At 68.2% G+C, this 25,192-nt stretch carries 27 protein-coding genes; 2 read left to right on the top strand and 25 right to left on the bottom strand.

Features of this window, described 5'->3' with window-relative positions:
* Nucleotides 1-205 precede the first annotated feature (205 nt).
* A complete protein-coding gene (locus NJQ99_RS04990) occupies nucleotides 206-853 on the top strand; it encodes an RraA family protein (protein ID WP_269331690.1) in 648 nt (215 codons plus the stop codon).
* A gap of 22 nt (nucleotides 854-875) precedes the next feature.
* Here NJQ99_RS04990 and NJQ99_RS04985 read toward each other — a convergent pair whose 3' ends face one another.
* The 13 genes from NJQ99_RS04985 to NJQ99_RS04925 all read right to left on the bottom strand — a co-directional run bounded on the left by NJQ99_RS04985 (nucleotide 876) and on the right by NJQ99_RS04925 (nucleotide 11,821).
* Nucleotides 876-1,358, bottom strand: coding sequence for an L-2-amino-thiazoline-4-carboxylic acid hydrolase (locus tag NJQ99_RS04985; protein WP_269331689.1), 483 nt, complete (start codon nucleotides 1,356-1,358; stop codon nucleotides 876-878).
* A gap of 44 nt (nucleotides 1,359-1,402) precedes the next feature.
* Nucleotides 1,403-2,734, bottom strand: a complete 1,332-nt coding sequence (locus NJQ99_RS04980; protein WP_269331688.1) for a TRAP transporter large permease — start codon at nucleotides 2,732-2,734, stop codon at nucleotides 1,403-1,405.
* Nucleotides 2,735-2,758: 24 nt separating this feature from the next.
* Nucleotides 2,759-3,298: a TRAP transporter small permease subunit gene (locus NJQ99_RS04975; RefSeq protein WP_269331687.1), complete on the bottom strand. Its 540-nt coding sequence runs from the start codon at nucleotides 3,296-3,298 to the stop codon at nucleotides 2,759-2,761.
* Between the two features lie 75 nt (nucleotides 3,299-3,373).
* A complete protein-coding gene (gene dctP / locus NJQ99_RS04970; protein WP_269331686.1) occupies nucleotides 3,374-4,420 on the bottom strand; it encodes a TRAP transporter substrate-binding protein DctP in 1,047 nt (348 codons plus the stop codon).
* 136 nt (nucleotides 4,421-4,556) lie between these two features.
* The gene (locus NJQ99_RS04965; protein ID WP_269331685.1) at nucleotides 4,557-5,261 is read right to left on the bottom strand and encodes a GntR family transcriptional regulator; all 705 of its coding nucleotides are present in this window, start codon (nucleotides 5,259-5,261) and stop codon (nucleotides 4,557-4,559) included.
* On the bottom strand, nucleotides 5,258-5,647 hold the full coding sequence (locus tag NJQ99_RS04960; RefSeq protein WP_269331684.1) for a RidA family protein: 390 nt from the start codon (nucleotides 5,645-5,647) through the stop codon (nucleotides 5,258-5,260). The genes NJQ99_RS04965 and NJQ99_RS04960 overlap by 4 nt, the downstream gene beginning before the upstream one ends.
* A 27-nt stretch (nucleotides 5,648-5,674) precedes the next feature.
* Nucleotides 5,675-6,559: a DUF3830 family protein gene (locus NJQ99_RS04955; protein ID WP_269331683.1), complete on the bottom strand. Its 885-nt coding sequence runs from the start codon at nucleotides 6,557-6,559 to the stop codon at nucleotides 5,675-5,677.
* Nucleotides 6,556-7,323 carry an SDR family NAD(P)-dependent oxidoreductase gene (locus tag NJQ99_RS04950; RefSeq protein WP_269331682.1) on the bottom strand — a complete coding sequence of 256 codons (768 nt, stop codon included), beginning with the start codon at nucleotides 7,321-7,323 and terminating at the stop codon, nucleotides 6,556-6,558. Before NJQ99_RS04950 ends, NJQ99_RS04955 begins: the two co-directional genes overlap by 4 nt.
* A 20-nt stretch (nucleotides 7,324-7,343) precedes the next feature.
* Nucleotides 7,344-8,621: an acetoin dehydrogenase dihydrolipoyllysine-residue acetyltransferase subunit gene (locus NJQ99_RS04945; RefSeq protein WP_269331681.1), complete on the bottom strand. Its 1,278-nt coding sequence runs from the start codon at nucleotides 8,619-8,621 to the stop codon at nucleotides 7,344-7,346.
* Nucleotides 8,622-8,630: 9 nt separating this feature from the next.
* A complete protein-coding gene (locus tag NJQ99_RS04940; RefSeq protein ID WP_269331680.1) occupies nucleotides 8,631-9,602 on the bottom strand; it encodes an alpha-ketoacid dehydrogenase subunit beta in 972 nt (323 codons plus the stop codon).
* Nucleotide 9,603: 1 nt separating this feature from the next.
* Nucleotides 9,604-10,587 (bottom strand): thiamine pyrophosphate-dependent dehydrogenase E1 component subunit alpha, encoded by a 984-nt coding sequence (locus NJQ99_RS04935; RefSeq protein ID WP_269331679.1) that lies wholly within the window; start codon nucleotides 10,585-10,587, stop codon nucleotides 9,604-9,606.
* Between the two features lie 88 nt (nucleotides 10,588-10,675).
* The gene (locus tag NJQ99_RS04930; RefSeq protein ID WP_269331678.1) at nucleotides 10,676-11,179 is read right to left on the bottom strand and encodes a hypothetical protein; all 504 of its coding nucleotides are present in this window, start codon (nucleotides 11,177-11,179) and stop codon (nucleotides 10,676-10,678) included.
* 3 nt (nucleotides 11,180-11,182) lie between these two features.
* A complete protein-coding gene (locus NJQ99_RS04925) occupies nucleotides 11,183-11,821 on the bottom strand; it encodes a DUF5671 domain-containing protein (RefSeq protein ID WP_269331677.1) in 639 nt (212 codons plus the stop codon).
* A 148-nt stretch (nucleotides 11,822-11,969) separates the two neighbouring features.
* Here NJQ99_RS04925 and NJQ99_RS04920 point away from each other — a divergent pair, with 148 nt between their 5' ends.
* Entirely contained in the window at nucleotides 11,970-12,452 is a 483-nt protein-coding gene (locus NJQ99_RS04920) for a VOC family protein (protein ID WP_269331676.1), read from the top strand.
* A 45-nt stretch (nucleotides 12,453-12,497) separates the two neighbouring features.
* Here NJQ99_RS04920 and NJQ99_RS04915 read toward each other — a convergent pair whose 3' ends face one another.
* The 12 genes from NJQ99_RS04915 to NJQ99_RS04860 form a co-directional block, all read right to left on the bottom strand.
* Nucleotides 12,498-13,289, bottom strand: coding sequence for a glutaredoxin domain-containing protein (locus tag NJQ99_RS04915; protein ID WP_269331675.1), 792 nt, complete (start codon nucleotides 13,287-13,289; stop codon nucleotides 12,498-12,500).
* 25 nt (nucleotides 13,290-13,314) lie between these two features.
* Nucleotides 13,315-13,959 (bottom strand): N-carbamoylsarcosine amidohydrolase, encoded by a 645-nt coding sequence (locus NJQ99_RS04910; RefSeq protein WP_269331674.1) that lies wholly within the window; start codon nucleotides 13,957-13,959, stop codon nucleotides 13,315-13,317.
* A complete protein-coding gene (locus NJQ99_RS04905) occupies nucleotides 13,956-15,077 on the bottom strand; it encodes an ABC transporter ATP-binding protein (protein WP_269331673.1) in 1,122 nt (373 codons plus the stop codon). Before NJQ99_RS04905 ends, NJQ99_RS04910 begins: the two co-directional genes overlap by 4 nt.
* On the bottom strand, nucleotides 15,074-16,177 hold the full coding sequence (locus tag NJQ99_RS04900; protein WP_269331672.1) for an ABC transporter ATP-binding protein: 1,104 nt from the start codon (nucleotides 16,175-16,177) through the stop codon (nucleotides 15,074-15,076). The genes NJQ99_RS04905 and NJQ99_RS04900 overlap by 4 nt, the downstream gene beginning before the upstream one ends.
* 13 nt (nucleotides 16,178-16,190) lie before the next feature.
* Nucleotides 16,191-17,114, bottom strand: coding sequence for an ABC transporter permease (locus NJQ99_RS04895; RefSeq protein WP_269331671.1), 924 nt, complete (start codon nucleotides 17,112-17,114; stop codon nucleotides 16,191-16,193).
* Nucleotides 17,114-18,055, bottom strand: a complete 942-nt coding sequence (locus NJQ99_RS04890) for an ABC transporter permease (protein WP_269331670.1) — start codon at nucleotides 18,053-18,055, stop codon at nucleotides 17,114-17,116. Before NJQ99_RS04890 ends, NJQ99_RS04895 begins: the two co-directional genes overlap by 1 nt.
* Nucleotides 18,056-18,062: 7 nt before the next feature.
* Entirely contained in the window at nucleotides 18,063-19,634 is a 1,572-nt protein-coding gene (locus NJQ99_RS04885; RefSeq protein WP_269331669.1) for an ABC transporter substrate-binding protein, read from the bottom strand.
* 196 nt (nucleotides 19,635-19,830) lie between these two features.
* Nucleotides 19,831-21,480: an amidase gene (locus tag NJQ99_RS04880; protein ID WP_269331668.1), complete on the bottom strand. Its 1,650-nt coding sequence runs from the start codon at nucleotides 21,478-21,480 to the stop codon at nucleotides 19,831-19,833.
* A gap of 55 nt (nucleotides 21,481-21,535) precedes the next feature.
* The gene (locus NJQ99_RS04875; protein ID WP_269331667.1) at nucleotides 21,536-22,279 is read right to left on the bottom strand and encodes a GntR family transcriptional regulator; all 744 of its coding nucleotides are present in this window, start codon (nucleotides 22,277-22,279) and stop codon (nucleotides 21,536-21,538) included.
* Nucleotides 22,280-22,474: 195 nt separating this feature from the next.
* A complete protein-coding gene (locus NJQ99_RS04870; RefSeq protein ID WP_269331666.1) occupies nucleotides 22,475-23,239 on the bottom strand; it encodes an ABC transporter ATP-binding protein in 765 nt (254 codons plus the stop codon).
* Nucleotides 23,236-23,994: an ABC transporter ATP-binding protein gene (locus tag NJQ99_RS04865; RefSeq protein ID WP_269331665.1), complete on the bottom strand. Its 759-nt coding sequence runs from the start codon at nucleotides 23,992-23,994 to the stop codon at nucleotides 23,236-23,238. Before NJQ99_RS04865 ends, NJQ99_RS04870 begins: the two co-directional genes overlap by 4 nt.
* 16 nt (nucleotides 23,995-24,010) lie before the next feature.
* The gene (locus tag NJQ99_RS04860; RefSeq protein WP_331283256.1) at nucleotides 24,011-25,192 is read right to left on the bottom strand and encodes a branched-chain amino acid ABC transporter permease; all 1,182 of its coding nucleotides are present in this window, start codon (nucleotides 25,190-25,192) and stop codon (nucleotides 24,011-24,013) included.

The raw sequence follows: 25,192 nt of genomic DNA, 5'->3' as shown, positions 1-25,192 counted from the left end.
GATGCACCGCGCCCGGACGAGTCCCTGGCGCACGGTGCATGTTGCACATCGGCGAGATCCGGGCGCGCGCATGGCGGGGTTCCGCGATTTGCGGCTCAATGTGGCTTCGGCTTCCTGTCATCCTGCCGGGAGTGCCGTACCGGCTCCATCCCTCGCGCGGGTGGCAGGCCGGTCCGGCGCCCGGAACATGGGGAAGGGACACAGGATGACAGATGACGGCAGCGTTCAGGAGTTGATGGGGGCGTTTCGGGCGCTCAGTTCACCGATCGTCTCGGACGCGCTGGATGCTCTCGGCATCCACGGCACGGTGGACGGCATAGGGGCACAGACACCGGGAGCGAGGATGTGCGGGCCCGCCTTTACTGTGCGCTACACGTTGGCCGGGGCCGCGCTCGGCCGGTTCGCCGACTTCATGGACGATGTGCCGGCCGGCGCCGTGGTCGTCATCGACAATGGCGGCAGGACGCAAATGTCGGTCTGGGGAGATACTCTGTCTCAATTCGCTGCCCGGAACGGCTTTGCAGGTACGGTGATCGACGGCGTCTGCCGCGACATCGACGGCACGCGCGGGCTCGATTACCCGATGTTCAGCCGCGGCGTCTTCATGCGGACCGGCAAGGGCCGGGTCGGTATCGAGAGCACGCAGCAACCCGTGTGCATCGGACCCGTCGCGGTGAGACCCGGCGACCTGATCTTCGGGGACGACACGGGCGTTGTCGTCGTGCCGCAGGACCGCATGGAGGACGTGCTGAGGGAAGCACGGCGCATATCTGCGCGGGACGACGCCTGGTCCGACGCCATCGCTGCCGGCCTGCCGATGGCGGACGTCTGGAAGGCCACGGGCAAGGACTGACCGGCCGGCGCACCCCGTGTCCTCAGCCCCCTGACTTCAGACGGTACCGGAAGGTACAGCAGGGCGCGCCCTGGGCGATCGTCTGCGCGCGGTCGAGCCGGATGTCCGGTGCATAGGCTTCCGCGAACACGCCGTCGCGGTTGCACGAGAGCACGTCGGCGATGTCGCCCAGCCCAAGATCGCGGTACATCTCCACGAAGCGGCAGCGGGTCACGTTGAAGTCCAGGTGGCCAGGTCCCTCGCCCAGCACCTCGACCTCGATGCCGGCCTCGGCCCCGCGGTTGCGGTAGGTGCGGTTGAAGTTTTCGGTGAAGCTCTCCATGGACGCGCCGCCTTCTGCTGCGGCGGCGGCCTGACGCGCCTCGGCAATGGCGGATTTGGTGACGGCGCGGGACAGGATCTCGCGCGCCTTCTCCGGGCCCACTTCCGCCAGCAGTTCCTCGTAGATCGGCTTGACGATCTCGCCCTGGATGCGGCGGCGTTCGAGATTGGTGATGGTGCTCATCGGCGCTTTCTCCGGTCTGGAAGTCCGGTGGGTTTTGCCCGTGCTCAGAACCCGGTCACCAATACCCCGGGGAGCCAGGTGGCCAGTCCGGGGAACAGCATGACAAGGGCCAGCACGAACAGCATGCAGGCAATGAAGGGCACGACGCCCGCGTACATCTCCCGGGTGGTCATGCCAGGCGGCGCGATCCCCTTCAGATAGAAGATGGACGGTGCCATCGGCGGCGTCAGGTAGGACGTCTGCAGCATGATGAAGGTCAGCATCGCGAACCAGATCGGGTCCACTGCGTAGGCATCGAGGATCGGCACGAAGATCGGCAGGCAGATCAGCAGCACCGACACCCACTCAAGGATGAACCCCGCGACGAACACGATGGCGAGCAGCAATGCGACGATGCCGAACGTGCCGAGGTCCGCCGCCTCCACGACCGCGCGCACCACGTCGTTCCCCCCGAGGCCCCGGAAGATCGAGGAGAACATCGAGCCGCCCACAACGATGAAGAGGATCATGGAGGTGAGCTTCAGCGTGGTCAGGAACGCCTCGCGCAGCATGGGCAGGTCGAGCCTGCGATAGAACCCGGCCAGCACAAGCGCACCCAGCGCGCCGACCGAGGCGGCCTCCGTCGGCGTCGCGATACCCTTCAGGATCGTGCCGAGCACCGCAAAGATCAGGCCCGCGGCGGGCAGCAGTCCGACCAGCGTCAGCCACAGCTTGCGGCCGAGCGTCATGCCGTGCCCCGGATCTGCGGCCTCACGCTCCGGCGTCGCGGGCGGCGTGACGATGCTGCGCACGGTGATGTAGGCGAGGAAGGCCGCGACCATAATCGCACCGGGCAGGATCGCCGCGGCAAAGAGCTTGCCCACCGAGAGGTTCGCCACCGAGGCATAGACGATCAGCACCAGCGACGGCGGGATCATCGTGCCGAGCGAGCCACCGGCGCACACGGTCCCTGCGATCAGGTCGTTGCGGTAGCCGAGCCTCTGCATCGCCGGGATCGCCATCAGCCCGATCATCACCTCGACCGCACCGACGATGCCCGTGGTGGCCGCGATCATCGCCGCCATCAGCATGGTGGTGAGCGCCAGCCCCCCGGGCAGCCGCCCGACCCACAGCTGGACGACATTGAACAGCCGCTCGGCGATGCCGGAACGCTCAAGGATGCAGCCCATGAGAATGAAGGGCGGCACGGCCGTCAGCAGGAATTGCGAGGCGGTGGTCTGGATCACGTTGAACAGCTGGATCGCGACGCGGTGATCGTAGAGCACCCAGCCGAACAGCGTGCCGACGACGAGCAGGGAGAATGCCACCTGGAAGCCAAGCAGCAGCAGCCCGATCATCGCCGGGAACATCAGGATCGCGAGAACGTCGTTTTCCACGGGGCCTGTCGCCTTTCCCGCTCGTCAGCGCATGTCGGTGGCGGGCACGTCGCGCGGACCGTCCCAGACCGCGAGCGCGTGCCGGACCGCCTCGGCGATCACCTGGACGAACAAGGCGGCCAGTCCGGCCGTCAGTCCCGTCAGGAACGGCCAGATCAACGGCTCCCATGCGCTTGCCGTCTCCAGGGAGCCGCGGACATAGGCGCGCAGCGTGCGGGTCCAGGCGAAGTCCAGCACCATCCAGAGGATCGGCGCAAACAGGACGAGATAGAAAAGCGCCTGCAGCCCATGGCGCAGCCGGTAGGGCATCATCTGCTGCAGAACGTCGATGCGCACGTGCCCGTCGTGGCGCAGCGTGTAGGCCGCGCCCAGCATGAATACCGCGCCGTTCAGCATGTAGGAAATGTCGTTCGACCAGATCGTCGGCGCGCCGAAGAAATAGCGGGCGACGACCTCGTACAGCATGGCGCCGATCATGCCGGCGGTCAGCAGGACCGCGACGCCGGCCAGCGCGCCTGACAGCCGGTCGACGACGCCGAGCAGGAACTCGATGAACGCGCGCACTGCCGCCTCCCTTCGCAGGATGGACAAGGCGGGCCGGGCGGAGACGCAATGTCCCGCCCGGCCCCCGCCGCTGGCTTACTTCGGCGTATCGAGCACGAGATAGCCCGCGTTCTTGCGCCAATGGTCCTGGAACTCGAAGATCGAGGTTGCGACCCGCATCGGCAGATCGTCGCCCTTGGCCTTCGCTTCCTCGGCGTTGCGCAGGGCCCAGGCGCGCGATTTCTCCATGGCATCGGCCATGAAGGCGTCGTCGAGGCGGACGAATTCGTTCCCGCCCTTGCTGAGTTCCTCCATCGTGTCGAGGTCGCGCACCGTCATCACGCGCAGGCTGCGGTGGGTGTTGATCTCGGCCGCGAGTTCCATCTTGGCCTTGATGTCGTCGGGAAGCTCGTCCCACGTCTCCGACAGCATCACCGTCTCGAACGCCCAGGCCGGGGCCTGGATACCCGGATAAATGATGTACTTGGCCACTTCCTGGAAGCCGATCTTCTGGTTCTCAGACGGGATCGAGTACTCGGCCATGTCGATGCCGCCCTTCTCGAGCATCCCGTAGATTTCCGAGCCCGCGACGACCGTCGGCACCGCGCCATAGTTTTCCTGCACGATGGCCGCCCAGTTGCCGAGCGTGCGGAACTTCTTGCCCTGCAGGTCGTCGCCGTTGCGGATGGGCACGTTGGCGTGGGCGAAGAACTCCGACGGGCCAAGCGCGCTCACGAGCGCATGCATGCCCATCTTCTCGCGCCGGTGCTCCTGCCACAGCTCCAGGCCGCCGGCGGAATAGAGCCACGGCAGGTAGCTGTCGACTCCCAGTCCCGTCGGGAAGGACGCGATCATCGCGTTCACCACATCCGCGGTGCCGAGGAAGATCGGCGTGGTCTGCGCCATGTCGATCAGGCCGTCCTGCACCGCTTCGTGCAGTTTCAGCACCGAGCCGACCGTGCCCGCGGGCAGGATCTCGATCTTCACCCGCCCGTCCGTCAGCTGGTCCACGAGGTCGGCGAAGGGCTTGGCCATGTCCTCGTAGTAGACGCTGTTCTCGCTCGAGATGATGGCCATCCGGAACGTGTAGTCCTGCGCGTTCGCCGCCGTGGCGAACGTGCCGGCGATGGCGAGGGCCGCCACCGTTGCTGTTCTCGTTGCTCCCAACATGATCTCCCCTCCGTTTTCGGGTTTGCCTTGGTCGCCTGTTTCGTCCGGCGTTTGCTCCATCATTGCAGACAACGGGACCCGCCGCAGCCCGTCCGCCGGGTGACGGGTGTCAGCCCCTCCCGGTCCCGCTGCCCCCCATGCGCCCCCGGATCGCGACCAGGAGCGCGTTGCTTGCCGTCTCGATATCGGCCTGCACGGCCGCCGCCAGACGGTCCCCGTCCCCGGCTTCGAGGGCTGCGATGATGTCGGCGTGGTTCTGCACGCCGCGGTCGCTGCCGCCATAAGCCGGGTAGAGCACGTTGAGGTACGAGCCGGTCTTCAGCCAGCACCCCTCGATCATGCGGACAAGCGCGGGCATCCCCGCGAGCCCGTAGATCGCGAAATGAAACTCCCAGTTGAGCCGCATCAGCGCCTTGTAGTCGCGCGCCGCGTCGGCCCCCACGAGCCGGTCGTTCAGCGCCCGGATCCGGCCGAGCGCGCGCGCATTGAGGTGCTTGACCGCCTCCCGCGCCGCCGCCCCTTCGAGCGCCAGCCGGATCACCAGAAGCTCGCGCACCCGCGCCTCGTCCAGGACCGGGACGAAAACCGTCCCGTTCGCCCCGAGGTCGAGCGTACCCTCCGACACCAGGCCGTAGAGCGCCTCGCGCGCCGGCGTCAGCGAAATGTCGAGCGCCTTGGCGACCGACCGGATGGTCAGCTTGGCGCCCGGATCGAACCGGCCTGCCATGATCGCCGCGCGCAATTGCTCGCGCGCCTGATCGGCAAGCGTCGCGGGCCGCGCCACGGGATCGAGCTGGTCGAGCGCTTCGCTCATCCGCCGCAGCCCCTGACCGCGATGGCCTGGATCTCGACCTTGATGTCGGGGAAGGGAAAGCCCACCACCAGTGCGGCATTGGTCGGGCGGATACCGCCCAGCACCTCGCCCAGCACGGGCCCCACCTTCTCGAAGGTTTCGCCCGCGTCGACGAAGGTCGTGATCTGCACGAGGTCCTTCAGGGAGGAGCCGAGGCGGGCGAGCGCGGCCTCGATGTTGCGCAGCGACTGGCGCGTCTGCTCCGCCGGATCGGGTGACATCTGCCGCGCGCCATAGTCCATGCCGATGGTGCCCGCGACATAGATCGTGTCGCCGACGGCGACCGCGCGGCTGTATCCGTAGGCCTCCTCGAAGTGCGAGCCCGAGCCGATGTTTTCCCGCTTCATGGATCCGTTCCTTTCCTGTCCCTTGGCTCAGGCGTCGTCGCGGCCGAGCGCGCGCCGCATCAGCGCGTTGCACTCCCACCACGGCACGTGCAGGTCGAGCCATGCCCCCATGCGCCCGCAGTAGATCGTGAGATCGCCCAGGATGGCGGTGACGTCCGCCCCCGGTGCCAGCAGGGCGTCGCGCCCCGCCTCCAGCGCGGCGCCTGCCTCGCCCAGGTGGCAATAACCGACGATGCGCGCGAGCGTGAGTTCGAGGGTTTCCCGCGCGATGGCCGCGCGCGTGGCGTCGTCATGGCCGTTCGCGTTCCGCCACAGCCGCCACATCAACTCCTGCGTGCGCCGGAACTCCCCTTCCGCCGTGATGACCGGCCCGAAGGGAATGTTGAGGCCCGTTCGCATCAGGAAGTCGCGCAGTTCCTGCGGCTCCGCCTCCCACGCCGCCGCGAGCGCGGCTCTCAACCGTCCGTGCGCTTCCTCCCCCGCAGGTGCTGGGGCTTTCTGCGTCTCCTCGCCCTCGAAGAACAGCCGCGCCGTGAAGATCTCCCGCCCGTGGCGCGCGCGCTGGTCGTCGGCGAAGGCCCTGAGCCAGCCGAGGTCGCCCGCGAACGTCCCCAGCATGTTGACCGCCGCCGTCTCCGCCTGCAGGGCGTCGTAGGTGATCTCCATGTACTGCCGGTCGGGGTAGTAAAGGAACGCGCCCGGCGGCAGGGAGTGGATGTCCGCCCCCTCCTCCAGCGTCTCCAGGATGGGCGTCGGCCAGTAGATGTGGCAGCCCGCGATCTTGGCGCAGTGAATGGTGATTTCCGCCGGCAGCCAGCGGCGCAGCGCGGCGAGCGTGCGCGGCGCGTGCGCGTCGGTGACGTCGATGGGATGGCGCGTGCCCGCGACCTCGAAGATCAGCCGCCCGTTCATGTCCGCTCCCCCCGGCCCAGGATGAAGCCGTTGGCGGTCCATCCGCCGTCGACGGGCAGGATTGCGCCGCTGATCATCGACGCATCCCCGCTGGCGAGGAAGGCGCACGCGCCCGCCACCTCCTCAAGCGTCGCGAGGCGGTTCAGCGCCGCGCGCCCCGATACCCCCGCAAGGTCGTAGATGCCGCGCTCGATCAGGTCCTCTACCATCGGCGTGCGCACGCCCGTGGGCGCCACCGCGTTGACCCTGATGCCGCGCGGGCCAAGCTCCATCGCCAGCGCGCGGACAAGGTTGTGGACGGCCCCCTTCGACGCGCAATAGGCCGACCGGTCGGGCGCGCCGCCCGTGCCGTAGACCGAGCCCAGCATGATGGTGGATGCGCCCTCACCCATCGCGGGCAGGCAGGCGCGCACCGCGAGCCAGGAGCCGGTGACATTGATGTCCATGACCTCGCGGAACTGCGCGGGCGTGAGCTTGTCCATGGCCGCGATGTGCGTGACGCCCGCCGCCGTCACCAGCACGTCGACGCCGCCCCAGGCGCGGATCATCTCGCCGACCGCGGTGTCGAGGTCTGCTTCCGAGGTGACATCCCCCGTCACCGCGAGCGCGTCCGCCGCGCCGAGGCGGGCCAGCGCCGCGTCCATGCCGCTGCGGCCGAACAGGCAGAGGCGCGCGCCCTCGTCGCGGAAGCGTTCGGCGATGGCGAACCCGATCCCCTGCTTCGCGCCCGTGACGAGCACCCGTTTTCCGGCGAGGTCACGCATGGTCTCCGGCTCCCTGTCCGTCAGCGTGGCCCGCCGCTTTCGGCGGCGGCGATGAGGTCTTGAAGGATGCGGGCGACCGTCTCCGGCGCCTCTACATGCGGCATGTGCCCGATGCCCTCGAGCAGGTGCAGCCCGACCGTGCCGGGGGCTGCGATTGCGTGCCGCCACGGCAGCAGCGCATCCGCCTTGCCCCAGACGATCCGCGCAGGCACCGCAGTGCGAGAGAGCGCAGCCGTCAGGTCCATCGCCTGCGTCCCGTCGGGGAAGAGAACCCCGGCAAGCGCCGTCTGCGCCGCGCGGAGCCTCGCGTCCGCGCGCGCCTGCATGGCGGCGGCGGCGTACTTCTCCGTCACGATGGCAGGGTCGCCGACGAGGCGCTTCAGCCAGGGCGCAAGGCTTTCCACGCGAGTGGCCCGGCAGAGCCCGGCGGTGATCGTCCCCTCCATCTCCGGCCCCAGCCCCGCGGGCGCGAGCAACATGAGGGAACGGACAACCTGCGGGCGCGTATCGGCCAGCGCCAGCGCGACCGCGCCCCCCAGCGAATGCCCGACGAGGTGCACCGGCCCGGCGTCGAGCGCGTCGACCGCCTCCGTCACCGCGCGCGCAAGCTCCCGGAAACTGCCGATCCGCCGCTTCGGCGATTGGCCGTGGCAGGGAAGTTCCACGCGGATGACGGGCCGGACCTTGCCGAGCGCCCGTTCCACCGCGCGCCAGACCATCGCGTCGCTCGCAAATCCGTGGATCAGCAGGATGGGCGCGCCTTCTCCGCCGCCGCCGCGCGTGACGGCCAGGGGGCCTGCTTCTTCCGCGAAGGACGCCGCCCCGGACCCCGCGCCGCCCGCACGCAGGGCGGCCTCCACGTCGCGGCGCTTGATCCGGCCGCGCGGTCCCGTTCCCGCGAGTGCTTCGAGGTCCACCCCCTCCCGCGCCGCGACCTTGCGGGCGACGGGGCTCGCCACAACGCGGCCCGCCTTGCGCGGGACTGCAGGCGCGGCAGGTACCGCCTTTTCTGCCGGTAGCGTGACGCCTGGCGCCTGCGCGGGCGGCGTATCCAGTTCGCCCTCGCCGATCAGGCCGATGGGATCCTTGACACCGACCTCCGCACCTTCCTCGGCCAGGATCCGGCCCATCGTGCCGTCGCAGGGCGCCGTCACCTCGGTCGCGGCCTTCGCCGTCTCGACGACCGCGACCACCTCGCCCGCCTTGACCGTGTCGCCTGGCTTCACGCGCCATTCGACGACCACGACGGACTCCATATATTCGCCGCCAGCCGCCCCGATGGTGATCGGCGTCGCCATCCCCGCCCCTCAGGCCAGCGCGCGGCGCGCGGCCGCCGCGATCCGGTCGGCATTGGGGATGACGACCTCCTCCAGCGGCTGGGAATAGGGGATCGGCATGTCGAGCGCCGCCACCCGCTCGACGGGGGCATCCAGATCGTCGAACGCATGGTCCATGATCGTCGCCGACAGTTCCGCCGCATAGCCGCAGAAGCCCCAGTCCTCGTTCACGACGACCGCGTGGTTGGTCTTGGCGACCGACGCCGTGATCGCGCCGAGGTCGAGGGGGCGCAGCGTGCGCAGATCGATCACCTCCGCCGAAATGCCGTCGCCCGCCAGCGCGTCCGCTGCCTTCTCGGCTTCCAGCACCATGCGGGAGGTGGCGAAGATCGAAACGTCGCTCCCCTCGTGCACCGTGCGGGCGCGCCCGATCTCGACCGGCCCCTGGTCGTCCGGCACCTCGCCGCGCGTGTTGTAGAGCAGCTTGTGCTCCAGCACGACGACGGGGTGTGGATCGCGGATCGCGGCGAGCAGCAGGCCCTTCGCGTCCGCCGGCGTGACCGGGGCCACGACCTTGATGCCGGGGATGTGCGCGACGAGACTGTCGAGCGATTTGGCGTGCTGTGCGCCCGTACCCACGCCGCCGCCGCCCTGCGTGCGCAGGACGAAGGGCATCGTGACCTGCCCATCCCAGATGTAGTTGTAGATCGATGCCTGGTTGATCAGCGCGTCGAGCGTCAGCGGCATGAAGTCGGCGTACATGATCTCCAGCACCGGCTTCGTCCCGGTCATGGCGGCGGTGACCGCCATCGCCGTCAGCGCCTGCTCCGAGATGGGCGTGTCGCGCACCCGGTCGCCGAACGCCTCCGCCAGGCCCGCCGTCACCTTGAACACGCCGCCATAGGTCGCGATGTCCTCGCCAAAGACGAAGACCGTCGGGTCGCGCTCCATCTCCTCGCGCAGGGCGGCGTTGAGGGCCTCGGCATAGCGCATGATGGCCATGTCAGCACCCTCCCCCGGCATTGGCATAGGGCGCGCTGGGCGCATGGGGCGCGAACTCCGGCAAGGGGTCGGAGAGCGCAGCCTCGAACGCCGCGGCCACCGTCTCCTCGGCGTCCTTCTCGACCGCGGCGATGCGGGCGGCGTCGGCCTCCTCCCCGAGGACCGCGCGGGAGACGAGAAGCGGATCGCGCGCCTTCCAGCGGTCGATGTCCTCCTGCCGCTGGTAGCCGCCCATGTCGGAGGTCGAGAACCCCTCGACGCGATAGGTCCGAGCTTCGATCAGCGTCGGCCCCTCGCCGCGGAGCGCGCGTGCCCGCGCGTCCGCCACCGCCTGGAAGACCGCAACCGCGTCGTTGCCGTCGACCTGCACCCCCGGCATGCCATAGCCCGCCGCCCGCACGTGCAGCTCGGGCACCGCCGATTGCGCCGTGTGGTGGACGGTCAGGCCGTACTCGTTGTGCTCCAGCAGGAAGATCACCGGCAGCTTCCACAAGCCCGCCATGTTCATGGACTCGTGGCAGATGCCGGTCTGCGCAGCGCCGTCGCCGAAGACGGCCATCGCCACCCGCTCCTCCCGCAGGATCTGGATCGAGAGCGCCATGCCCGTCGCCGCCGGGATCGAGCCGCCGACGATCGCATTGCCGCCGATCATGCCCCGGCTCGCGTCCGCGACCAGCATGTGGCCCGCCCGGCCCGCGCCATAGCCGGTCTCGCGCCCGAAGATCTCTGCTACCACGCGGCGGGGGTCGAGCCCCTTGCCGATATAGACTGCGTGTCCGCGATGGGTGGTCGTCACATAGTCGCGCTGCTCCAGCGCCGCGGTCGCGCCGACGCCCACCGCCTCCTGCCCGTCGCAGCGGTGGATCGGGCCGCGCGTCTGCCCGGCCTTGTGCATCTCGCCGAGGCGTTCCTCGATCCGGCGCGTGACCAGCATGCGCCTATGCATCTCGAGGCGTTCGTCCAGCGTCGGACGATTGGCCGGCATCCCCCGCTCCCTTGCGTCATTTGTTATAACACAAAGCGTCCCGCGAACGCGCGGAGGAGTCAAGAGGTCCGGACAAGCCCGGGGGGCGTCAGTCGCCGTCCGCGACGCCCGGCAGGTCGATCGTCCCCGCGTCCAGCCGGAAGCAGTGCCGCCCCTCGGGATGCGCCCAGCGCTGCGCATAAGAACGGCGGGGCATGTCGTAGGTGCCGACCCCCTCCGACGCGCGGGCGAAACTGGCGCAAAGCTCGTAGGCGGGTCCCTCCAGCGGCCTGTAGCCATAGGTTTCGCCGGTCTCCGGATCGGACAGCCTACCCGGCAGGCAGTAGGCGGGAAGCCCGCGGGCAGCGGTCTCTTCCTCCATACGCGCCTTCAGGTCATCGAGGCTGTCGGGCAGCGCCCGCTGCTTCTCAAGCGTCCAGTAGCAGTCGAGTGCGCCCGAAATCGTCTGCAGGTGCATGGCGCGCTGGCCGTCGAGACGCTTGGCCCGCGCCGTCCAGGGACTGTCGATCACCGTCAGCGCGACGGCCACCGCCACCGCGATCACGACGACCGCGCCGATGGCCAGCGCCGTTCCGGGGATGCGTGCGGGCATCTCCTAGCCCTCCCCTTCGTCCGACGAGACGTCACGCAGGTAGAACAGGAAGATCGGTACCGCGATCAGCGCCACCACGAGGATCTTCAGGAGCAAGGGCACCGTCAGGTCGCCCGACAGGAACTGGTAGATCAGCGCGACCACGTCGCCCAGGATCGCCAGCGCGGCAACGAAGAGCGTCACATAGGTCAGCCACTTGCGCACCCGCGAGGCGCGCCGGGCCGGATCCTCCGCCACCTCCCGCGACGTCTTGCGCGCAAGGTAGAGGTAGAGCGGGAAGGCCACCACCAGCACGGAAACGGACCAGCGGATCCCCATCGCCCGGTACTCCCCCCAAGGCTGCGCCGGATCGGGGATCAGCAGGTCGATGAGGTTGAAGAGCAGAATTCCAAGGTGCCAGGCACTGAGCCCAAGCGTGGAGAACAGCACGAGGTAGAGAAAGGCGTCGCGCGCGGAGACATAAGGCCTGGGCCGCGGGACCGGCACGACGAAATCGACCTCCGCATAGGCCGCGAGCGCGTCGCGCACCTGCTCCCGCCGCCAACCGGCCTTGTCGAGTGCGGCGGCGATCTCCTCGCGGCGCACACCGCGGGTAAGGGCGTCGCGCACGAAGAGCGCGAGTTCGGACTGCGTTACGGACATTGCTCTACTCCCCCGCGCCATCCAGGCCACAGCCGGGCAGCATAACACGCGGCCCCGTGCGAGACAGCCGCCCCGCATTTGCCCCTGTGCCCGCGCGACACTAAGTGGAAAGGGCGCCGACGACGACATGCCGCAAGGAGGACGCCCGATGATCAAGGGATTGCACCACAACGCCTACCGCTGCCGCGACTCCGAGGAGACGCGGGCGTTCTACGAGGATTTCCTGGGCCTGCCGCTTGCCCACACGCTGGAGATCACCGAGACGAAGAGCGGGCGCGGGACGAACACGCTGCACACCTTCTACGAGCTGGACGACGGGTCGTACCTCGCGTTCTTCGAGGCGCCCGACCGCCCCTTCGAGTTCAAGGACCAGCACGATTTCGACCTCCACATCGCACTGGAGGTCAGCCACGACGACCTGCACGCCATGTTCGAGAAGGGCAAGGCGGAGGGGCGCGAGACACGCGGCATCTCGGACCACGGGTTCATCGATTCGATCTATTTCCGCGATCCGAACGGCTATGTGATCGAGCTGACGGCGAAGCGCGACAACCACGACGCGGCGATGGATCCCGCGACGAACGGGGCGCGCTCGAAGCTCGACGGCTGGCAGGCGCGCAAGGCGGGCTGAGGCCCGCCCTGCCATTGGGCCCGTCCAGTCATTGGTCCTGGCGGCTCAGGCCGCCTCGCTGTCCCAGACCTTCTCCGGGATCGGCAGCCCGCGGAAGGCGTCCGGGGCGAAACGGTGCGCGGGCTCGATGCCCAGCCGTTCCAGCACCCAGATCAGCTGGCGGGCGTGCTGGCCGGAGTGCCAGGTGGTCCGCTCCAGGAAGTCGTGGCGCGACTGCTCGCCGTAATAGACGTCGACGCGCTCGCTCCAGTCCACGGACTTGCCGTTTGCGTCGAACCAGTCGTTGAAGCGCCTGGCCACGTGGTCGCCGTAGGCGGCGAGGCCCTCGGGCGTCTGCATCTCCTTCGGGGGTAGGCGGTAATAGCTTTCGTAGACGAGGGGGATGCCCTCCTCCTGCTCCACGAACGCATCCACGATGTTGAAGGTGTGGTAGACGAGGTCGGCATAGCTGCGCGGACGGTTCGGCAGGTTGGTCTGCATCTCCGACTGCGGCAGCTTCAGCGTGTTCTCGCGCGTTGCGGCGATGATCGTATTGATGCGCCGGCGCAATTCCTCCGGCGGCAGGATCCTGTCGTCGCCCCACGGAATACCGCACAGCTTCGCCACATCGCGCAGGATCTGGCCGTTCGCCCACTCGTCGCCGCGCACCACGATCGGCACCTGGCGCAGGCCGAAGCGGGCAAGCTCGTCGAGCGCGGTGTCGTCCTCCAGCACGTTGCGGGAACGGAACTCGATGCCGTGCTCGGTCAGGAATTCCTTGGTACGCAGGCAGCTTGTGCAGCCGGTCTGCCAATAGACCGAAATCCGGTCCTCGGCTGTCGGTATGGTCTGGGTCATTGTCGGTCCTCCCGGATATCTGGGCTCATGCCGCCTTGGTGCGGGCCAGTCCCTTCAGGTGCGCGATGACCTCCTCACGCGGCAGGACATCGGCGTATTTCGCGTTCATGTCGAACAGGTTCGCATCGTGCGGCCCGTCGTGACGGTCGCCGACACATTCGCGCGGGACGATCCCGCGGAAGCCGTGCTGGATGGTGTCGATGGCGGTCGCGCGCACGCAGCCGCTCGTGGAACAGCCGAGCAGGATCAGCGTGTCGATGCCCTCCGACGTGAGCGTGGCGGCTAGCGAGGTCCCGAAGAAGGCACTCGGATAGTTTTTCACGATGACGAGGTCCTCGGGGTGCGGCGCGACCCGGTCGTCGATCTCCACGAGGCGCTCACCCGGAACGAGGCGTTGCAGCACCGGAACCTTCTGCGCGAAGAGCCCTCCGTCCATGCCGGAGGGGTGGTACATCACCTTGGTGTAGATGATGGGTACGCCGGCCGCGCGCGCGGCGTCGAGCAGGTCGACGCTCGCCTCGACGGCCTTGACCACGCCCTCGGCATAGAGCGGCGATCCAGGCGTCGTGTAGCCATAGGTGAAGTCGATGACGAGTACAGCGGGCTTCCTGCCCCAGCCGAGGCGGTTGTCGAACACGCCGGCATAATTGGTTTCGCGGCTTTCGGTCATGCGGGCTCTCCTGATGTGCGGGCGGTTGCGGTCGGCGTGGCTTCGGCGGCCTCCGACCCCTCGAGCGGGAAGTGGCACGCCACCATCTGGCCCTCGCTGTCCTGTGCGAGGGCCGGGTCAGTGCGCACGCATGGCGCAGGCAGGACGGTTCCGTCCTTGGCGGCGGCAGTCTCCACCCCGCCCCGTTGCGCCACGAGACGGGCCTTGAAGCAACGCGGGTGGAAGCGGCAGCCCGACGGCATGGCAGTCGCCGAGCCGATCTCGCCATGAAGGGGGATGCGGCGGCGTGCGCGCTCCTTCTCGAGGTTCGGGATCGGCACCGCGCTCAGCAGCGCCGCCGTGTAGGGATGGCGCGGGTTCGCATAAAGCTTGTCGCGCGTCGCCATCTCCACCACGCGGCCGAGGTACATGACCGCGATCCGGTCGGAGATGTGGCGCACCACGGCGAGGTCGTGCGCGATGAAGAGATAGGCCACGCCCGTCTGCCGCTGGATGTCGCGCAGCAGGTTCAGGATCTGCGCCTGGATCGACACGTCGAGCGCGGAGACGGGCTCGTCCAGCACCAGAAGCTTGGGGTCGAGCGCCATGGCCCGCGCGATGCCGATGCGCTGGCGCTGCCCGCCGGAAAACTCGTGCGGGTAGCGATCGGCCATGTGCGGCGCGAGGCCCACCTGGCGCATGATCTCCGCCGTGCGCGCGGCGACATTGCCGCGGGCGAGGCCGTGCACGCGCATCGGCTCGGCGATGATCTGGCCCACCTTCATGCGCGGGTCGAGCGAACCGTAAGGGTCCTGGAAGACCATCTGCATGTCGCGGCGCAAGGCGCGCATCTGCGCGCGCGGCAGCCCGGTGATGTCCTGCCCGTCGAACAGGATCTGCCCCTCTGTCGGGTCGAGCAGGCGCAGGATCACGCGGCCAAGCGTGCTCTTGCCCGAGCCGGTCTCCCCCACCACGCCGAAGGTCTCGCCGCGGCGGATGTGCAGGGTGATGCCGTCGACCGCGCGTACCACGGCCTTCGTGCGCCCCGGAAGCAGCGCACGGCCGCCGAAATGCTTGGTCAGCCCGCGGACCTGGAGCAGCGTGTCGTCGGGCACCGGCGCACCGGGATGAACGCTCATGACCTGCCCTCCCCCGATGCAATCTCGCCCCAGTGATGGCACGCCGTCTCGTGCCCCGCGCCGCGGGCGGCTGCGAGCGATGGACGCCGGGCCAGGCAGTCCTCGCGGCCCCTGCCCAGGAAGCAGCGCGCCTCGAACGCGCAACCGGCCGGCAGGAAGGCCGGGTTCGGCGGCTGCCCCTCGATGGGCGTGAGGTCGGCGGCAGAGTCGGAATCCAGGTGCGGCACGCTCTCGAACAGCGAGACCGTGTAGGGATGGGCGGTTGCGTCGAACACGGCCTCGATGGGCCCCTGCTCCACGACGCGGCCCGCGTACATCACCGCCACCTGGTCGGCATGGCGTGCGACGAGGCCCAGATCGTGTGTGATCAGCACCATCGCCATGCCCGAGGCGTCGCGCAGTTCGCCGAGCAGTTCCAGCACCTGCGCCTGCACCGTCACGTCGAGCGCGGTCGTCGGCTCGTCCGCGATCAGCACGCGCGGCTCGAGCGCGATGGCCATGGCGATCAGGACCCGCTGGCGCATGCCGCCGGACAGCTGGTGCGGATAGTCGTTCACCCGCCGCTTCGGGTCGGGGATGTGCACCCGGTCGAGCAGTTCGATGGCCCGGTTGCGGGCCTCGGCGCGGCTCATGTCCTTGTGCGCGCGCAGCACCTCGGCGATCTGGTCGCCGATGGTGAAGACCGGGTTGAGACCGGTCAGCGGATCCTGGAACACCATCGACAGACCGGTGCCGCGATGCTTGCGCAACTCCTCCGGCGGCAGCTTGAGCAGGTCCGTGCCGCCGAGCATCACCTGACCCGACACGACCCGGCCTGGCGGCGGGACGAGGCCGATCGCGGACAGGAACGTCATGGTCTTGCCGGATCCGCTCTCGCCCACAACGGCCAGCGTCTCGCCCGGGCGGACCGACAGGCTCACATCGTCGACGATGGTTATGGCGCCCTCCTCGCCCGGAAAGCGCGTGGTCACGCTGCGCAGGTCCAGCACAGGCGCGAGCCCCGCGCGCGGATCGGAGCGGGGATCGGGGCGCGGTTCGGACGCCTGCGCAGGCGGCACCGCCTTCGGAAACGGGCCGGAGATCACGTTGCGTGCGGTCATGCCCCTCGCCCCCTCACAGCATCTTCGCGCCGGTCTGGCGGCGCATCTGAGGGTCCAGCGTGTCGCGCAGGCCGTCGCCCAGCAGGTTGAGCGCGATCACCGTGACCGCGATGCACAGGCCCGCCGAGATCGAGATCGACGGATTCGTGGTGATGACCGCCTGCCCGTCGGCGATGACGCTGCCCCAGGTCGGCGTCGGCGGCTGGACGCCGAGGCCGAGGAAGCTCAATCCTGCCTCGGCGAGGATCGCCGTCGCCGCGCTGACCGTCGCCACGACGATCACAGGCGCCATGGCGTTCGGGATGACGTGGCGCAGCAGGATCCGCAGGTGGCCGAGGCCGATCGCGTGCGACGCCTCGATGAAGGGGCGCGGCCTGATGGTCAGCACGACGGAACGCATGACGGTCGCAACCCGCGGCGTGTACGCGATGGCGACCGCGATGATGACCGATTGCAGCGAGGAGCCCTGCGCCGCCACCAGCGCCAGCGCCAGAAGAAAGCCCGGAAACGCGAGCAGGATGTCGATCATCACCACGATCGCACGCTCGATCCAGCCGCCGATGTACCCCGCGAGCGAACCGATGAACGTGCCGAGCGTCAGCGAGATCGTCACCACCCAGAACGCCACCTGCAGCGAGATGCGCGTCCCGTAGACCAGGCGGGAAAGCACGCAGCGCCCGTACTGGTCGGTGCCCAGCGGATACTCCCACGACGGGCCTGCGAGGATCAGGCTCATGTTGGTCTTGAGCGGCGCGTTCGGCGCGATCCAGGGCGCGAAGATCGCGACGATCCCCAGGAGGATGAGCAGCGTGCCGCCGATCATGAACGCCGGGTGCGTCAGGTAGCGGCGCATGGCCTGCCGGCGGCGGCGGCGCGCGGCCTCCCGGTCGCGCAGCGCGTCGGCGTCGAATGCGGGTCCGGTTGCGAGATCGGTCATCAGCCTTGCCTCACGCGCGGGTCGATCACGCCGTAGAGAAGGTCCAGCGTGACATTGATGAGGACGACGCCCGCCGCGAGGATCAGCACGCCCGCCTGGACGAGCTGGTAGTCGCGCGCGAGGATCGCCTTGAGAACGGTGGAGCCGAGGCCGGGACGGCTGAATACGACCTCCACGAGGATCGCGTTGCCGAGCGACCAGGCAAACGTCACGCCGATCACGGCCAGGATGGGAATGAGCGCGTTGCGCAGGGCCAGGCGGAAGAAGATCCGCTTCTCCGGCACGCCCATGGCGCGGGCCACGCGGATATAGTCCTGCCCCAGCACCTCCAGCATCGCGCTGCGCGTCAGCCGCGCGATATAGGCCGCGACCGACAGCCCCAGAACGACCGCCGGCAGAACGAGATGATGCGCCTGCACCCAGAAGCCCTGTTGCGTGCTGGCCCCGAGCGCGGGAAAGAGGCCCAGTTCGTGCGAGAAGATCAGGATTGCCGCAAGCCCGACCCAGAACACCGGGAAGGAAATACCGAGCAGTGCAATGAACATGATCGTCACGTCGACCCAGGTGCCGCGCTTGATCGCCGACAGGATGCCGAGAGGAACACCCGTCACCACCGCGACGAGTAGCCCCGCGACCGCGAGCGACAGGGACCAGGGCAAGGCCGCAAGCATTTCCTTCAGCGCAGGCTGGCCGGTCACGACCGACCGGCCGAGATCGCCGGTCACCGCGCGCTCGACGAACAGCAGGTATTGCTGCCACACGGGCAGGTCGAGGCCGAGCCGGGCCCTGAGCGCCTGCAGCGACGCCTCCGTCGCGAAATCGCCCAGCATGTAGAGGGCGGGATCGCCCGGAATCGCGCGCATCAGGAAGAATGCGACGGTCACGATCCCGAAGATCGTCACTGCAAGCTGCAGCAGGGTCCGGCTCAGATAGTAAGTCACGGATGCATTACCCCGTCAGGGAGACCGAGTAGGTGTTGACCGTGAAGAGCGAGTTCTGCACGAGCCCCTGGACCTTGTCGCTGTGCGCCATGAACAGCCGGTCGGCGAAAATCGGCACCACGGGCACGTCCTCCATCGTCTTCTGGGCGATCTTCTCGTAAAGGCCCTTGCGCGTCTCCAGGTCCTGCTCAGCCGACGCCGCCTGCAACAGGTCGTCGACCTCTCCGTACTGCGACGTGTTGAGGCCCGGCGGGAAGGACGCCGTGGAGAACAGCGTCACCAGCGGCGAGTCCGGGTCCGGCGGGCCGACCACCGCGGTGATGCAGCTCTTGACCTTGCCGCTCGCACGGGCCTGGACATAGGCGCCCCGCTCCAGCACGCGGATGCTGGTCTTGATGCCGACCGCGTTCAGGTCGTCGGCCATCGGCACCGGGAACTTGTCGTAAGGGTTGAGCGCGACGGTCACGATCTCGAACTCGAAGCCTTCCGCCCCCGCTTCCTTGAGCAGGGCGCGTGCCTTGTCCGGGTCGTAGTCGTACTTGGGCACGTTCTCGGTGTATTCCTGGAACGTCGGCGTGAGCACGCTGTAGGCCTCTGCCTTCGTGCCCTTGAAGAAGCCGTCGATCAGCCCCTTGCGGTTGAGCGCGTGGATGATCGCACGGCGCACCCGCACGTCGTCCATCGGCTTGATCGTGGTGTTGAGCACCAGGTTGACGGTGTTGTTCGCCTCCCGGCTCAGCATGGTCACGCCATTGGCCGCCTTCAGGCGGTCGATGACCTCCGGCTGCTGGATGGCGAAGGCGATGTCGATCTCGCCGTTCTCCAGCGCGATGGCCGACGCCGTCTCGTCCTTGATGATGCGCAGGACGACCTCGTCCACCTTGGGCGCGCCCTCGAAATAGTCGGGGTTGGCGACCATCCGCACGGACGACCCGGCGGTCCAGCTGTCGAACACGAAGGGGCCGGTGCCGATGGGATCGAGCTTGTAGCCCTCACCCTTCTCCGTCACCGCCTTCTCGCTGACGATCCAGCCCTGGTTGAAGGCGCAGACCTTGTGCAGGAAGCCGGAATTGGCACCCTTCAGCGTGATGACGACGGTCTTGTCGTCGGGGGCGGCCACGTTCTCGATGGACGCGAACTGCCCCTTGTAACGGCTGCCCGTCGCCTCGGCGCGGACGCGGTCGAAGGAGAACTTGACGTCGGACGCCTTCAGCGCGCCATAGCCCTTGTGGAAGTTGATGCCCTCGTGCAGGTGGAAGGTATAGGTCTTGCCGTCCTCCGACACCTCCCATTCCTTCGCAAGGTCGGGCACGATCGCGTTGGTCGCCTGGTCGTACTTCACGAGACCGTTGTAGACATGGCCCGCGACCGTCTGGTTCTCGATCTGGAAGATCAGCGCCGGGTCGAGGATCGAGATGTCCGAACCGACGCGGACGCGAAGCTGTCCGCCCGCGGCATGCGCCAGCCGGACATTGGCGAGGTTGAAAGGCACCGCGAGGCCGAGACCGGCCGCACCGGTGAGTTGCAGGAAGCGGCGGCGGTTGGTCGCCAATCCGCCCGTTTTCTCGTGATCAGACATGATGTCTCCCCAATTCGTCCCGTTAGACGCATTTCCCTGCCGGCTTTCCGGGCATCGGGCCTGAACCCTCCCGCCCTGCCGGGCTGCTTCACGCCCGCTTTCTTTCGCCGCGCGCCGGTCCGTTCGTCCCGGTCCCGCATGGCCGTGCGGCGCCCCTTGCGGGCTTCGGGCGCCGCCGCCGGTCTTGCCTCCCCCTTCAGACCGGGGGCCGTTGCAGCCCGAAGCCGGGCTGAACCTCCTTTGCACGCGGACGGGGCAAGGCTGCGCCGCGGCTGACCGCGCGCTCCTCAAGCTCTTCCATCCGCGCCATGTCGACATCGTTCAGGTGGCCCAGACCCATGCGCGCGGCACGTTCGCGGAACGCCCCCGAAGGCTCGGTCCTCTCCGGCGCCGCGACCGGTGGGGGCGGCGGCGCCTCCGCGGGAATGTCCGGCCAGCGGTCCCCCCAGCGGGTTTCACGCTCGTAGGCCGCCGCAACCCTCAGCGCCATGGCCTCGTCGCCGCGGTTGCCCACGATCTGCCAATGGGTCGGCAGCCCCTCCGCCGTGAAACCCGTGCACTGGACGAGCGCGGGGCTCGCCGACAGGTTGAAAGGCGCGAGCATCGTCTCCAGCGTGTAGGCGGTCATCTCCGGCTCCACGCCGAGGCGGGGCGGAAGATGCAGCGTGCCGTAGGTCACGAGCGCGTCGAACCGCGCCATCAGCGCGTCGATGGCGTACGCGACCTCGGTCCGCCGGCGCAGCGCCTGGATGTAGTCGACGGCGCGCACAGACGACCCTGCAAGCAACTTGTCGCGCAGCGCGCGCCCCAGGTCGCCCGGTCGCGTGCGCAGTTCCTCCTCGTGGATCGCGGCGGATTCCGACGGGCCGATCATCTGCGTGACGGCAAGGCACTCAGCGGCCGGGACCGGCAGGCGAACCTCTTCGACAATGGCACCGAGATCGGCGAGAACCCGCAGCGCCATCTCGAAGGCTGCCGCCAAGGGCGCGTCGGGCGCAGGGAATCCCGGCCCCTTGTCGCGCACCACGGCAATCCGGAGACCGGCGATCCCCTGCGTCGAAGCCCGCGCAAACCCTCTGCCCGGCGCGAGCGCGTCGAGCACGAGCGCGGTATCCTCCGCCGTGCGGCAGATCGGTCCGGGCACGTCCAGCGAATAACAATTGGGCAGGATGCCCTCGAGGCTCAGCAGCCCGGGCGTCGGAATGATCCCGGTCATGCCGGTGCCGCCCGCGGGCAGGCGCACGGACCCGGTGGTGTCGGAGCCGAGCGCGAACAGCGCCGTTCCCGCCGCGACCGATGCTCCCGCACCCGTCGACGACCCACCCGTGAAGCGCGACAGGTCCCAGGGATTGCGCGCGGGCGGGAACGGCAGGTCGAAGTACTCGCCGCCGTTGCCCGTTCCGTACTCCCATGTCGCCAGCTTGCCGACGAGGATGGCGCCCGCGTCCCTCAGCGCGGTCACGAGCGCCGCATCGCGTGCCGGAACGCGGTCGAGGCGCGCATGGCTCGCCGCCGTCGCGGCCACGCCCGCCACATCGTAATTGTCCTTCACCGCGAAGGGGATGCCGTGCAGCGGCCCGCGCCAATGCCCTGCGGCGATGTCCGCCGTAGCCTCTGCCGCCGCCGCGCGCGCCTCCTCCGCCATCACGCGGATGTAGCTGCGGACCGCGCCGTCGACCTCGCCGATCCGGGAAAGAACCGATTCCAGAAGCTCTGCCGGTGTCAGGATGCCCGCGCTAATCCGGCGGGAGGCTTCCGCCACGCCGAGAGACCAGCCCGGCCCGCCGCGGCCCGCCGCTGGCTGCGGCGAAGGCGATAGGTGCGGCCGGATCGCGTCGTCTGGCATCAGGCATTATCCCAAAGTCGTAATTTGTATACAATGGGCGCGGAAATTTGTCCTGTCAATTCCCCGAATTTGTGTTGGAGCCCACATCCCCCGCAGGCTCCTCCGCGGTCATATCGTCCTCGCCGAGAGACGTCACACGGCCAAGGAACAGGGATTTTCCGCCATGCACATGCGCCTCCATGAGTGCAGCGGCCCAATGGGGGTCGCGGGTCTCGAAGGCTTCCACAAGCGCCCGATGCTCCCGGATGCTGCGCTCCATGTCGTCAGGCTCCAGCTGCTTGAAGTACCGCAGCGTGATCGGAAGTTCGACGAGATTGGCAATGATCGCCGCCGTCCTCCTCTGCCCCGAGGCATCGAGGATCAGCTTGTGGAAGCGGCTGTTCAGCGCTGCGACTTCCGCGATGGCCTGCGGATCCTCGCATGGCAGCAAGGATAGGGCGCGGCTGCATATCGCCTTCATTTCAGCGATCTGCCCAACTGTCGCATGACGGGCGGCGTGGCGCGCGGCATGGCTTTCGAGCATCGCGCGCAGGCTCAGCACCTCCTCGATGTCGGCCCGCGACCAGCGGCGCACAAAGGCGCCCTGGTTCTGGATGATGTCGAGCCAGCCTTCCGTTGCGAGCTTGCGGATCGCCTCCCGCACCGGCGTCCGGCTGACGCCCAGCTGGCTTGCCAGGCTCTCCTCCCGCAAATGCGTGCCCGGCGGATAGGCGCCTTCGATCAGCAGCTTGCGAAGCCCGGTGTAGACCCGCTCAACTGCCCCGCTGCGAACCCCGGGTGACGGTGCCGCGTCCGCCATGCTTGCGCCTCCCTGATGGCTGTCGGGGCTATTCTGGATAGCCATCGCGGGAAATTCCAGAGATTTATGTATACAATGATAGGTTAGCGCCCCGGCAGCAGAACCATCGACAGGATACATGGACGTGTGCCGTAACGCCGACCTGGCAATCTGCCGGGGCCGGGCTCCTTGCCGTCGCGGGGCCGCGGCGCCCCGTCAGATCGCGAGGTATTCCTCGCGCAGCTCTGCGTTGTCGAGAACCTCCTGCGCGGTACCGTCGAACACCACGCAGCCCATGTCGAGGATGACCGCGCGGTCGGCGAGCTTGAGGGCCGCGATGGCGTTCTGCTCCACGATGATCGTGGTCATGCCGAGGGCCTTGATCTCGACCAGCGTGCGCTCGATCTCCTGCACGATCACGGGCGCGAGCCCTTCATAGGGCTCGTCGAGCAACAGCAGCTTCACATCGCGCGCCAGCGCCCGCCCGATGGCGAGCATCTGCTGCTCGCCGCCCGAAAGCGTGACGCCTTCCTGCTTGCGCCGCTCGCCGAGCCGCGGAAACAGCTCGTAGATCCGCTGGATCGACCAGCCGTGCGGCGGCGCGATCTGGGCGAGCTGGAGGTTTTCCTCCACCGTGAGGCCGGGAATGATCCGCCGGTCCTCCGGCACGAGCGCGACCCCGTTCGCCGCTGCCTGGTAGGACTTCATCTCGTGCAGCGGCTTGTGGTCCAGCCAGATCTCGCCACGGGTCAAGGCCGGGCTGTCGACGCGCGCGATGGTGCGCAGCGTCGAGGTCTTGCCCGCCCCGTTGCGGCCGAGAAGCGCAAGGATTTCGCCCTCGTGCACGTTGAAGCTCACGCCCTGCACGATGTAGCTCTCGCCGTAATAGGCGTGAATTTCGTGCGCGGAGAAATAGGCGTACTCCTGCCGCCCGAGATGGCTGGCGGAGGCGCGGCCGAAGTCGGCGTCTGTCAGTGTCATACCTGGGCCTCCCCGAGATAGGCTTCGCGGACCTTGGGATGGCCCTTGATGTTCTCCGGCACGTCCTCGACGATCACCGTCCCCTGCGCCAGCACCGCGATCTTCTGCGCCAGCGAGAAGACCACGTGCATGTCATGCTCGATGATGACCTTGGTGATGCCGCGGCTCTCGCCGATCTGCTTGAGCAGGTCGATGGTGCGGTTCGTGTCGGCGCGGCTCATCCCCGCCGTCGGCTCGTCGAGCAGCAGGAGCTTGGGATCCTGCGCCAGGCACATCGCCATCTCCAGCCGCCGCTTGTCCCCGCGCGACAGCGAGGAGGCGACCATCTTGCGCTTGTCGAGGAGACCGACGTCGGACAGCGTCGCCTCCGCGTGGTCGCGCACCTCTGTCTCCTGCGAGACGCGGGCCAGCGGATTGAGCTTGTAGGCCCCGTCGCGCTTGGCGAACGTCGGGATCATCACGTTCTCCAGCACGGTCAGATCGGTGAAGATCTCAGGTGTCTGGAACACGCGGCTGACGCCGAACTGGTTGATCTGGTGCGGCTTGGCGCCAAGCAGGCTGTGCCCGTCGAACATGACGGAGCCGGTGTCCGGCGTCAGGCGGCCGACGAAACAGTTGAGCAAGGTCGACTTGCCCGCGCCGTTCGGCCCGATGATCGCGTGGACGCTGCCCTGCTCCACCGTCAGGTTGACGTTGTTGAGCGCCTGCAGACCGCCGAAGCGCTTGGAGACGTTGCGAACCTCGAGAATACCCATGGGTTCCCGTCCCTCCCTATTCGGCCGGCGCCGAGGCCGCGCCGGACGACCTCGATCCGCCCTTCGCGCTGCGCCCGGTCAGCAGGTTGACGATGCGCTGCGCGCCCTCCAGCAGGCCGCCCGGCAGGAAGATCACGACCAGCATGAACACCGCGCCCAGCGTCAGGTGCCAGCCGGCGCCGACGAACGGGCTGACGATCCAGACCACGAAGTCCTCCAGCCCATCGGGCAGGAAGGCGAACGCCTCGTGCAGGACATTGTTGTTCACCTTGGAGAAGATGTTCTCGAAATACTTGATGAAGCCTGCACCGAGGACTGGACCCAGCAGCGTGCCTGCGCCGCCGAGAATGGTCATCAGCACCACCTCGCCAGAGGCCGTCCACTGCATCCGCTCCGCACCGGCCAGCGGGTCCATGCAGGCGAGCAGCGCACCTGCGAGGCCCGCGTACATGCCCGAGATCACGAAGGCCGCAAGCGTATAGGGCCGCGTGTTCACGCCGGTGTAGTTGAGGCGGTTCTGGTTCGTCTTCACCGCCCGCAGCATCATCCCGAAGGGCGAGCGGAAGACCCGCAGCGAGATGTAGAACGCCACGATCAGCACGAGTGCGCAGGTGTAGAAGCCATAGGAAAACTGCAACTGCTGGCCCAGGAAGGTCGGATTCCAGAACACGTCGTTCATGTGGAACCCGAAGATGTTGGTCAGGGGCAGGTCGCCGGTTTCGAGTTTCGGATCGAGGATACGCGGATCGTCGAGATTGATCTGCAGTCCCGTCTCGCCGTTCGTGATCGGCGTCAGCACCGAATAGGCGAGGTTGTAGCTCATCTGCGCGAAGGCGAGCGTCAGGATCGAGAAATAGATGCCCGACCGGCGCAGGGAGACGAACCCGATCACCAGCGCAAAGAGACCCGAGACGACGATCGCCAGCACGATGGCGGGCAGCACGTTCAGCGTCAGCAGCTTGAACATCCAGACGGCGGTGTAGGACCCCACGCCCAGGAAGGCCGCGTGGCCGAAGGAGAGATAGCCCGTCAGGCCGAACAGCAGGTTGAAGCCGATGGCGAAGATCCCGTAGATCGCGAAGCGCTGCATCAGGTCGGGGTAGCCCGCACCGAAGGGCGCGAGGATGAGCGGCATCGCCAGCACGGCGACGGTGAAGCCGATCATCAGCAGGGTGTCGTTGGTGCGCGTCGCCGTCAT

It is taken from the genome of Futiania mangrovi (genome assembly GCF_024158125.1).
In the GTDB taxonomy this organism is placed as follows: domain Bacteria; phylum Pseudomonadota; class Alphaproteobacteria; order Futianiales; family Futianiaceae; genus Futiania; species Futiania mangrovi.
The sequence above is the reverse complement of the archived record's forward strand: the minus strand, read 5'-3'. Positions and strand labels throughout refer to the sequence as shown.

Coding starts and splice junctions, on each gene's coding strand:
- NJQ99_RS04960 (WP_269331684.1), bottom strand. CDS start 5,647: ATGAAGCGGGAAAACATCGGCTCGGGCTCGCACTTCGAGGAGGCCTAC.
- NJQ99_RS04985 (WP_269331689.1), bottom strand. CDS start 1,358: ATGAGCACCATCACCAATCTCGAACGCCGCCGCATCCAGGGCGAGATC.
- NJQ99_RS04945 (WP_269331681.1), bottom strand. CDS start 8,621: ATGGCGACGCCGATCACCATCGGGGCGGCTGGCGGCGAATATATGGAG.
- NJQ99_RS04865 (WP_269331665.1), bottom strand. CDS start 23,994: ATGGGTATTCTCGAGGTTCGCAACGTCTCCAAGCGCTTCGGCGGTCTG.
- NJQ99_RS04900 (WP_269331672.1), bottom strand. CDS start 16,177: ATGACCGCACGCAACGTGATCTCCGGCCCGTTTCCGAAGGCGGTGCCG.
- NJQ99_RS04860 (WP_331283256.1), bottom strand. CDS start 25,192: ATGACGGCGACGCGCACCAACGACACCCTGCTGATGATCGGCTTCACC.
- NJQ99_RS04955 (WP_269331683.1), bottom strand. CDS start 6,559: ATGAACGGGCGGCTGATCTTCGAGGTCGCGGGCACGCGCCATCCCATC.
- NJQ99_RS04940 (WP_269331680.1), bottom strand. CDS start 9,602: ATGGCCATCATGCGCTATGCCGAGGCCCTCAACGCCGCCCTGCGCGAG.
- NJQ99_RS04930 (WP_269331678.1), bottom strand. CDS start 11,179: ATGCCCGCACGCATCCCCGGAACGGCGCTGGCCATCGGCGCGGTCGTC.
- NJQ99_RS04870 (WP_269331666.1), bottom strand. CDS start 23,239: ATGACACTGACAGACGCCGACTTCGGCCGCGCCTCCGCCAGCCATCTC.
- NJQ99_RS04915 (WP_269331675.1), bottom strand. CDS start 13,289: ATGACCCAGACCATACCGACAGCCGAGGACCGGATTTCGGTCTATTGG.
- NJQ99_RS04950 (WP_269331682.1), bottom strand. CDS start 7,323: ATGCGTGACCTCGCCGGAAAACGGGTGCTCGTCACGGGCGCGAAGCAG.
- NJQ99_RS04920 (WP_269331676.1), top strand. CDS start 11,970: ATGATCAAGGGATTGCACCACAACGCCTACCGCTGCCGCGACTCCGAG.
- NJQ99_RS04880 (WP_269331668.1), bottom strand. CDS start 21,480: ATGCCAGACGACGCGATCCGGCCGCACCTATCGCCTTCGCCGCAGCCA.
- NJQ99_RS04910 (WP_269331674.1), bottom strand. CDS start 13,959: ATGACCGAAAGCCGCGAAACCAATTATGCCGGCGTGTTCGACAACCGC.
- NJQ99_RS04905 (WP_269331673.1), bottom strand. CDS start 15,077: ATGAGCGTTCATCCCGGTGCGCCGGTGCCCGACGACACGCTGCTCCAG.
- NJQ99_RS04885 (WP_269331669.1), bottom strand. CDS start 19,634: ATGTCTGATCACGAGAAAACGGGCGGATTGGCGACCAACCGCCGCCGC.
- NJQ99_RS04965 (WP_269331685.1), bottom strand. CDS start 5,261: ATGAGCGAAGCGCTCGACCAGCTCGATCCCGTGGCGCGGCCCGCGACG.
- NJQ99_RS04875 (WP_269331667.1), bottom strand. CDS start 22,279: ATGGCGGACGCGGCACCGTCACCCGGGGTTCGCAGCGGGGCAGTTGAG.
- NJQ99_RS04990 (WP_269331690.1), top strand. CDS start 206: ATGACAGATGACGGCAGCGTTCAGGAGTTGATGGGGGCGTTTCGGGCG.
- NJQ99_RS04895 (WP_269331671.1), bottom strand. CDS start 17,114: ATGACCGATCTCGCAACCGGACCCGCATTCGACGCCGACGCGCTGCGC.
- NJQ99_RS04925 (WP_269331677.1), bottom strand. CDS start 11,821: ATGTCCGTAACGCAGTCCGAACTCGCGCTCTTCGTGCGCGACGCCCTT.
- NJQ99_RS04935 (WP_269331679.1), bottom strand. CDS start 10,587: ATGCCGGCCAATCGTCCGACGCTGGACGAACGCCTCGAGATGCATAGG.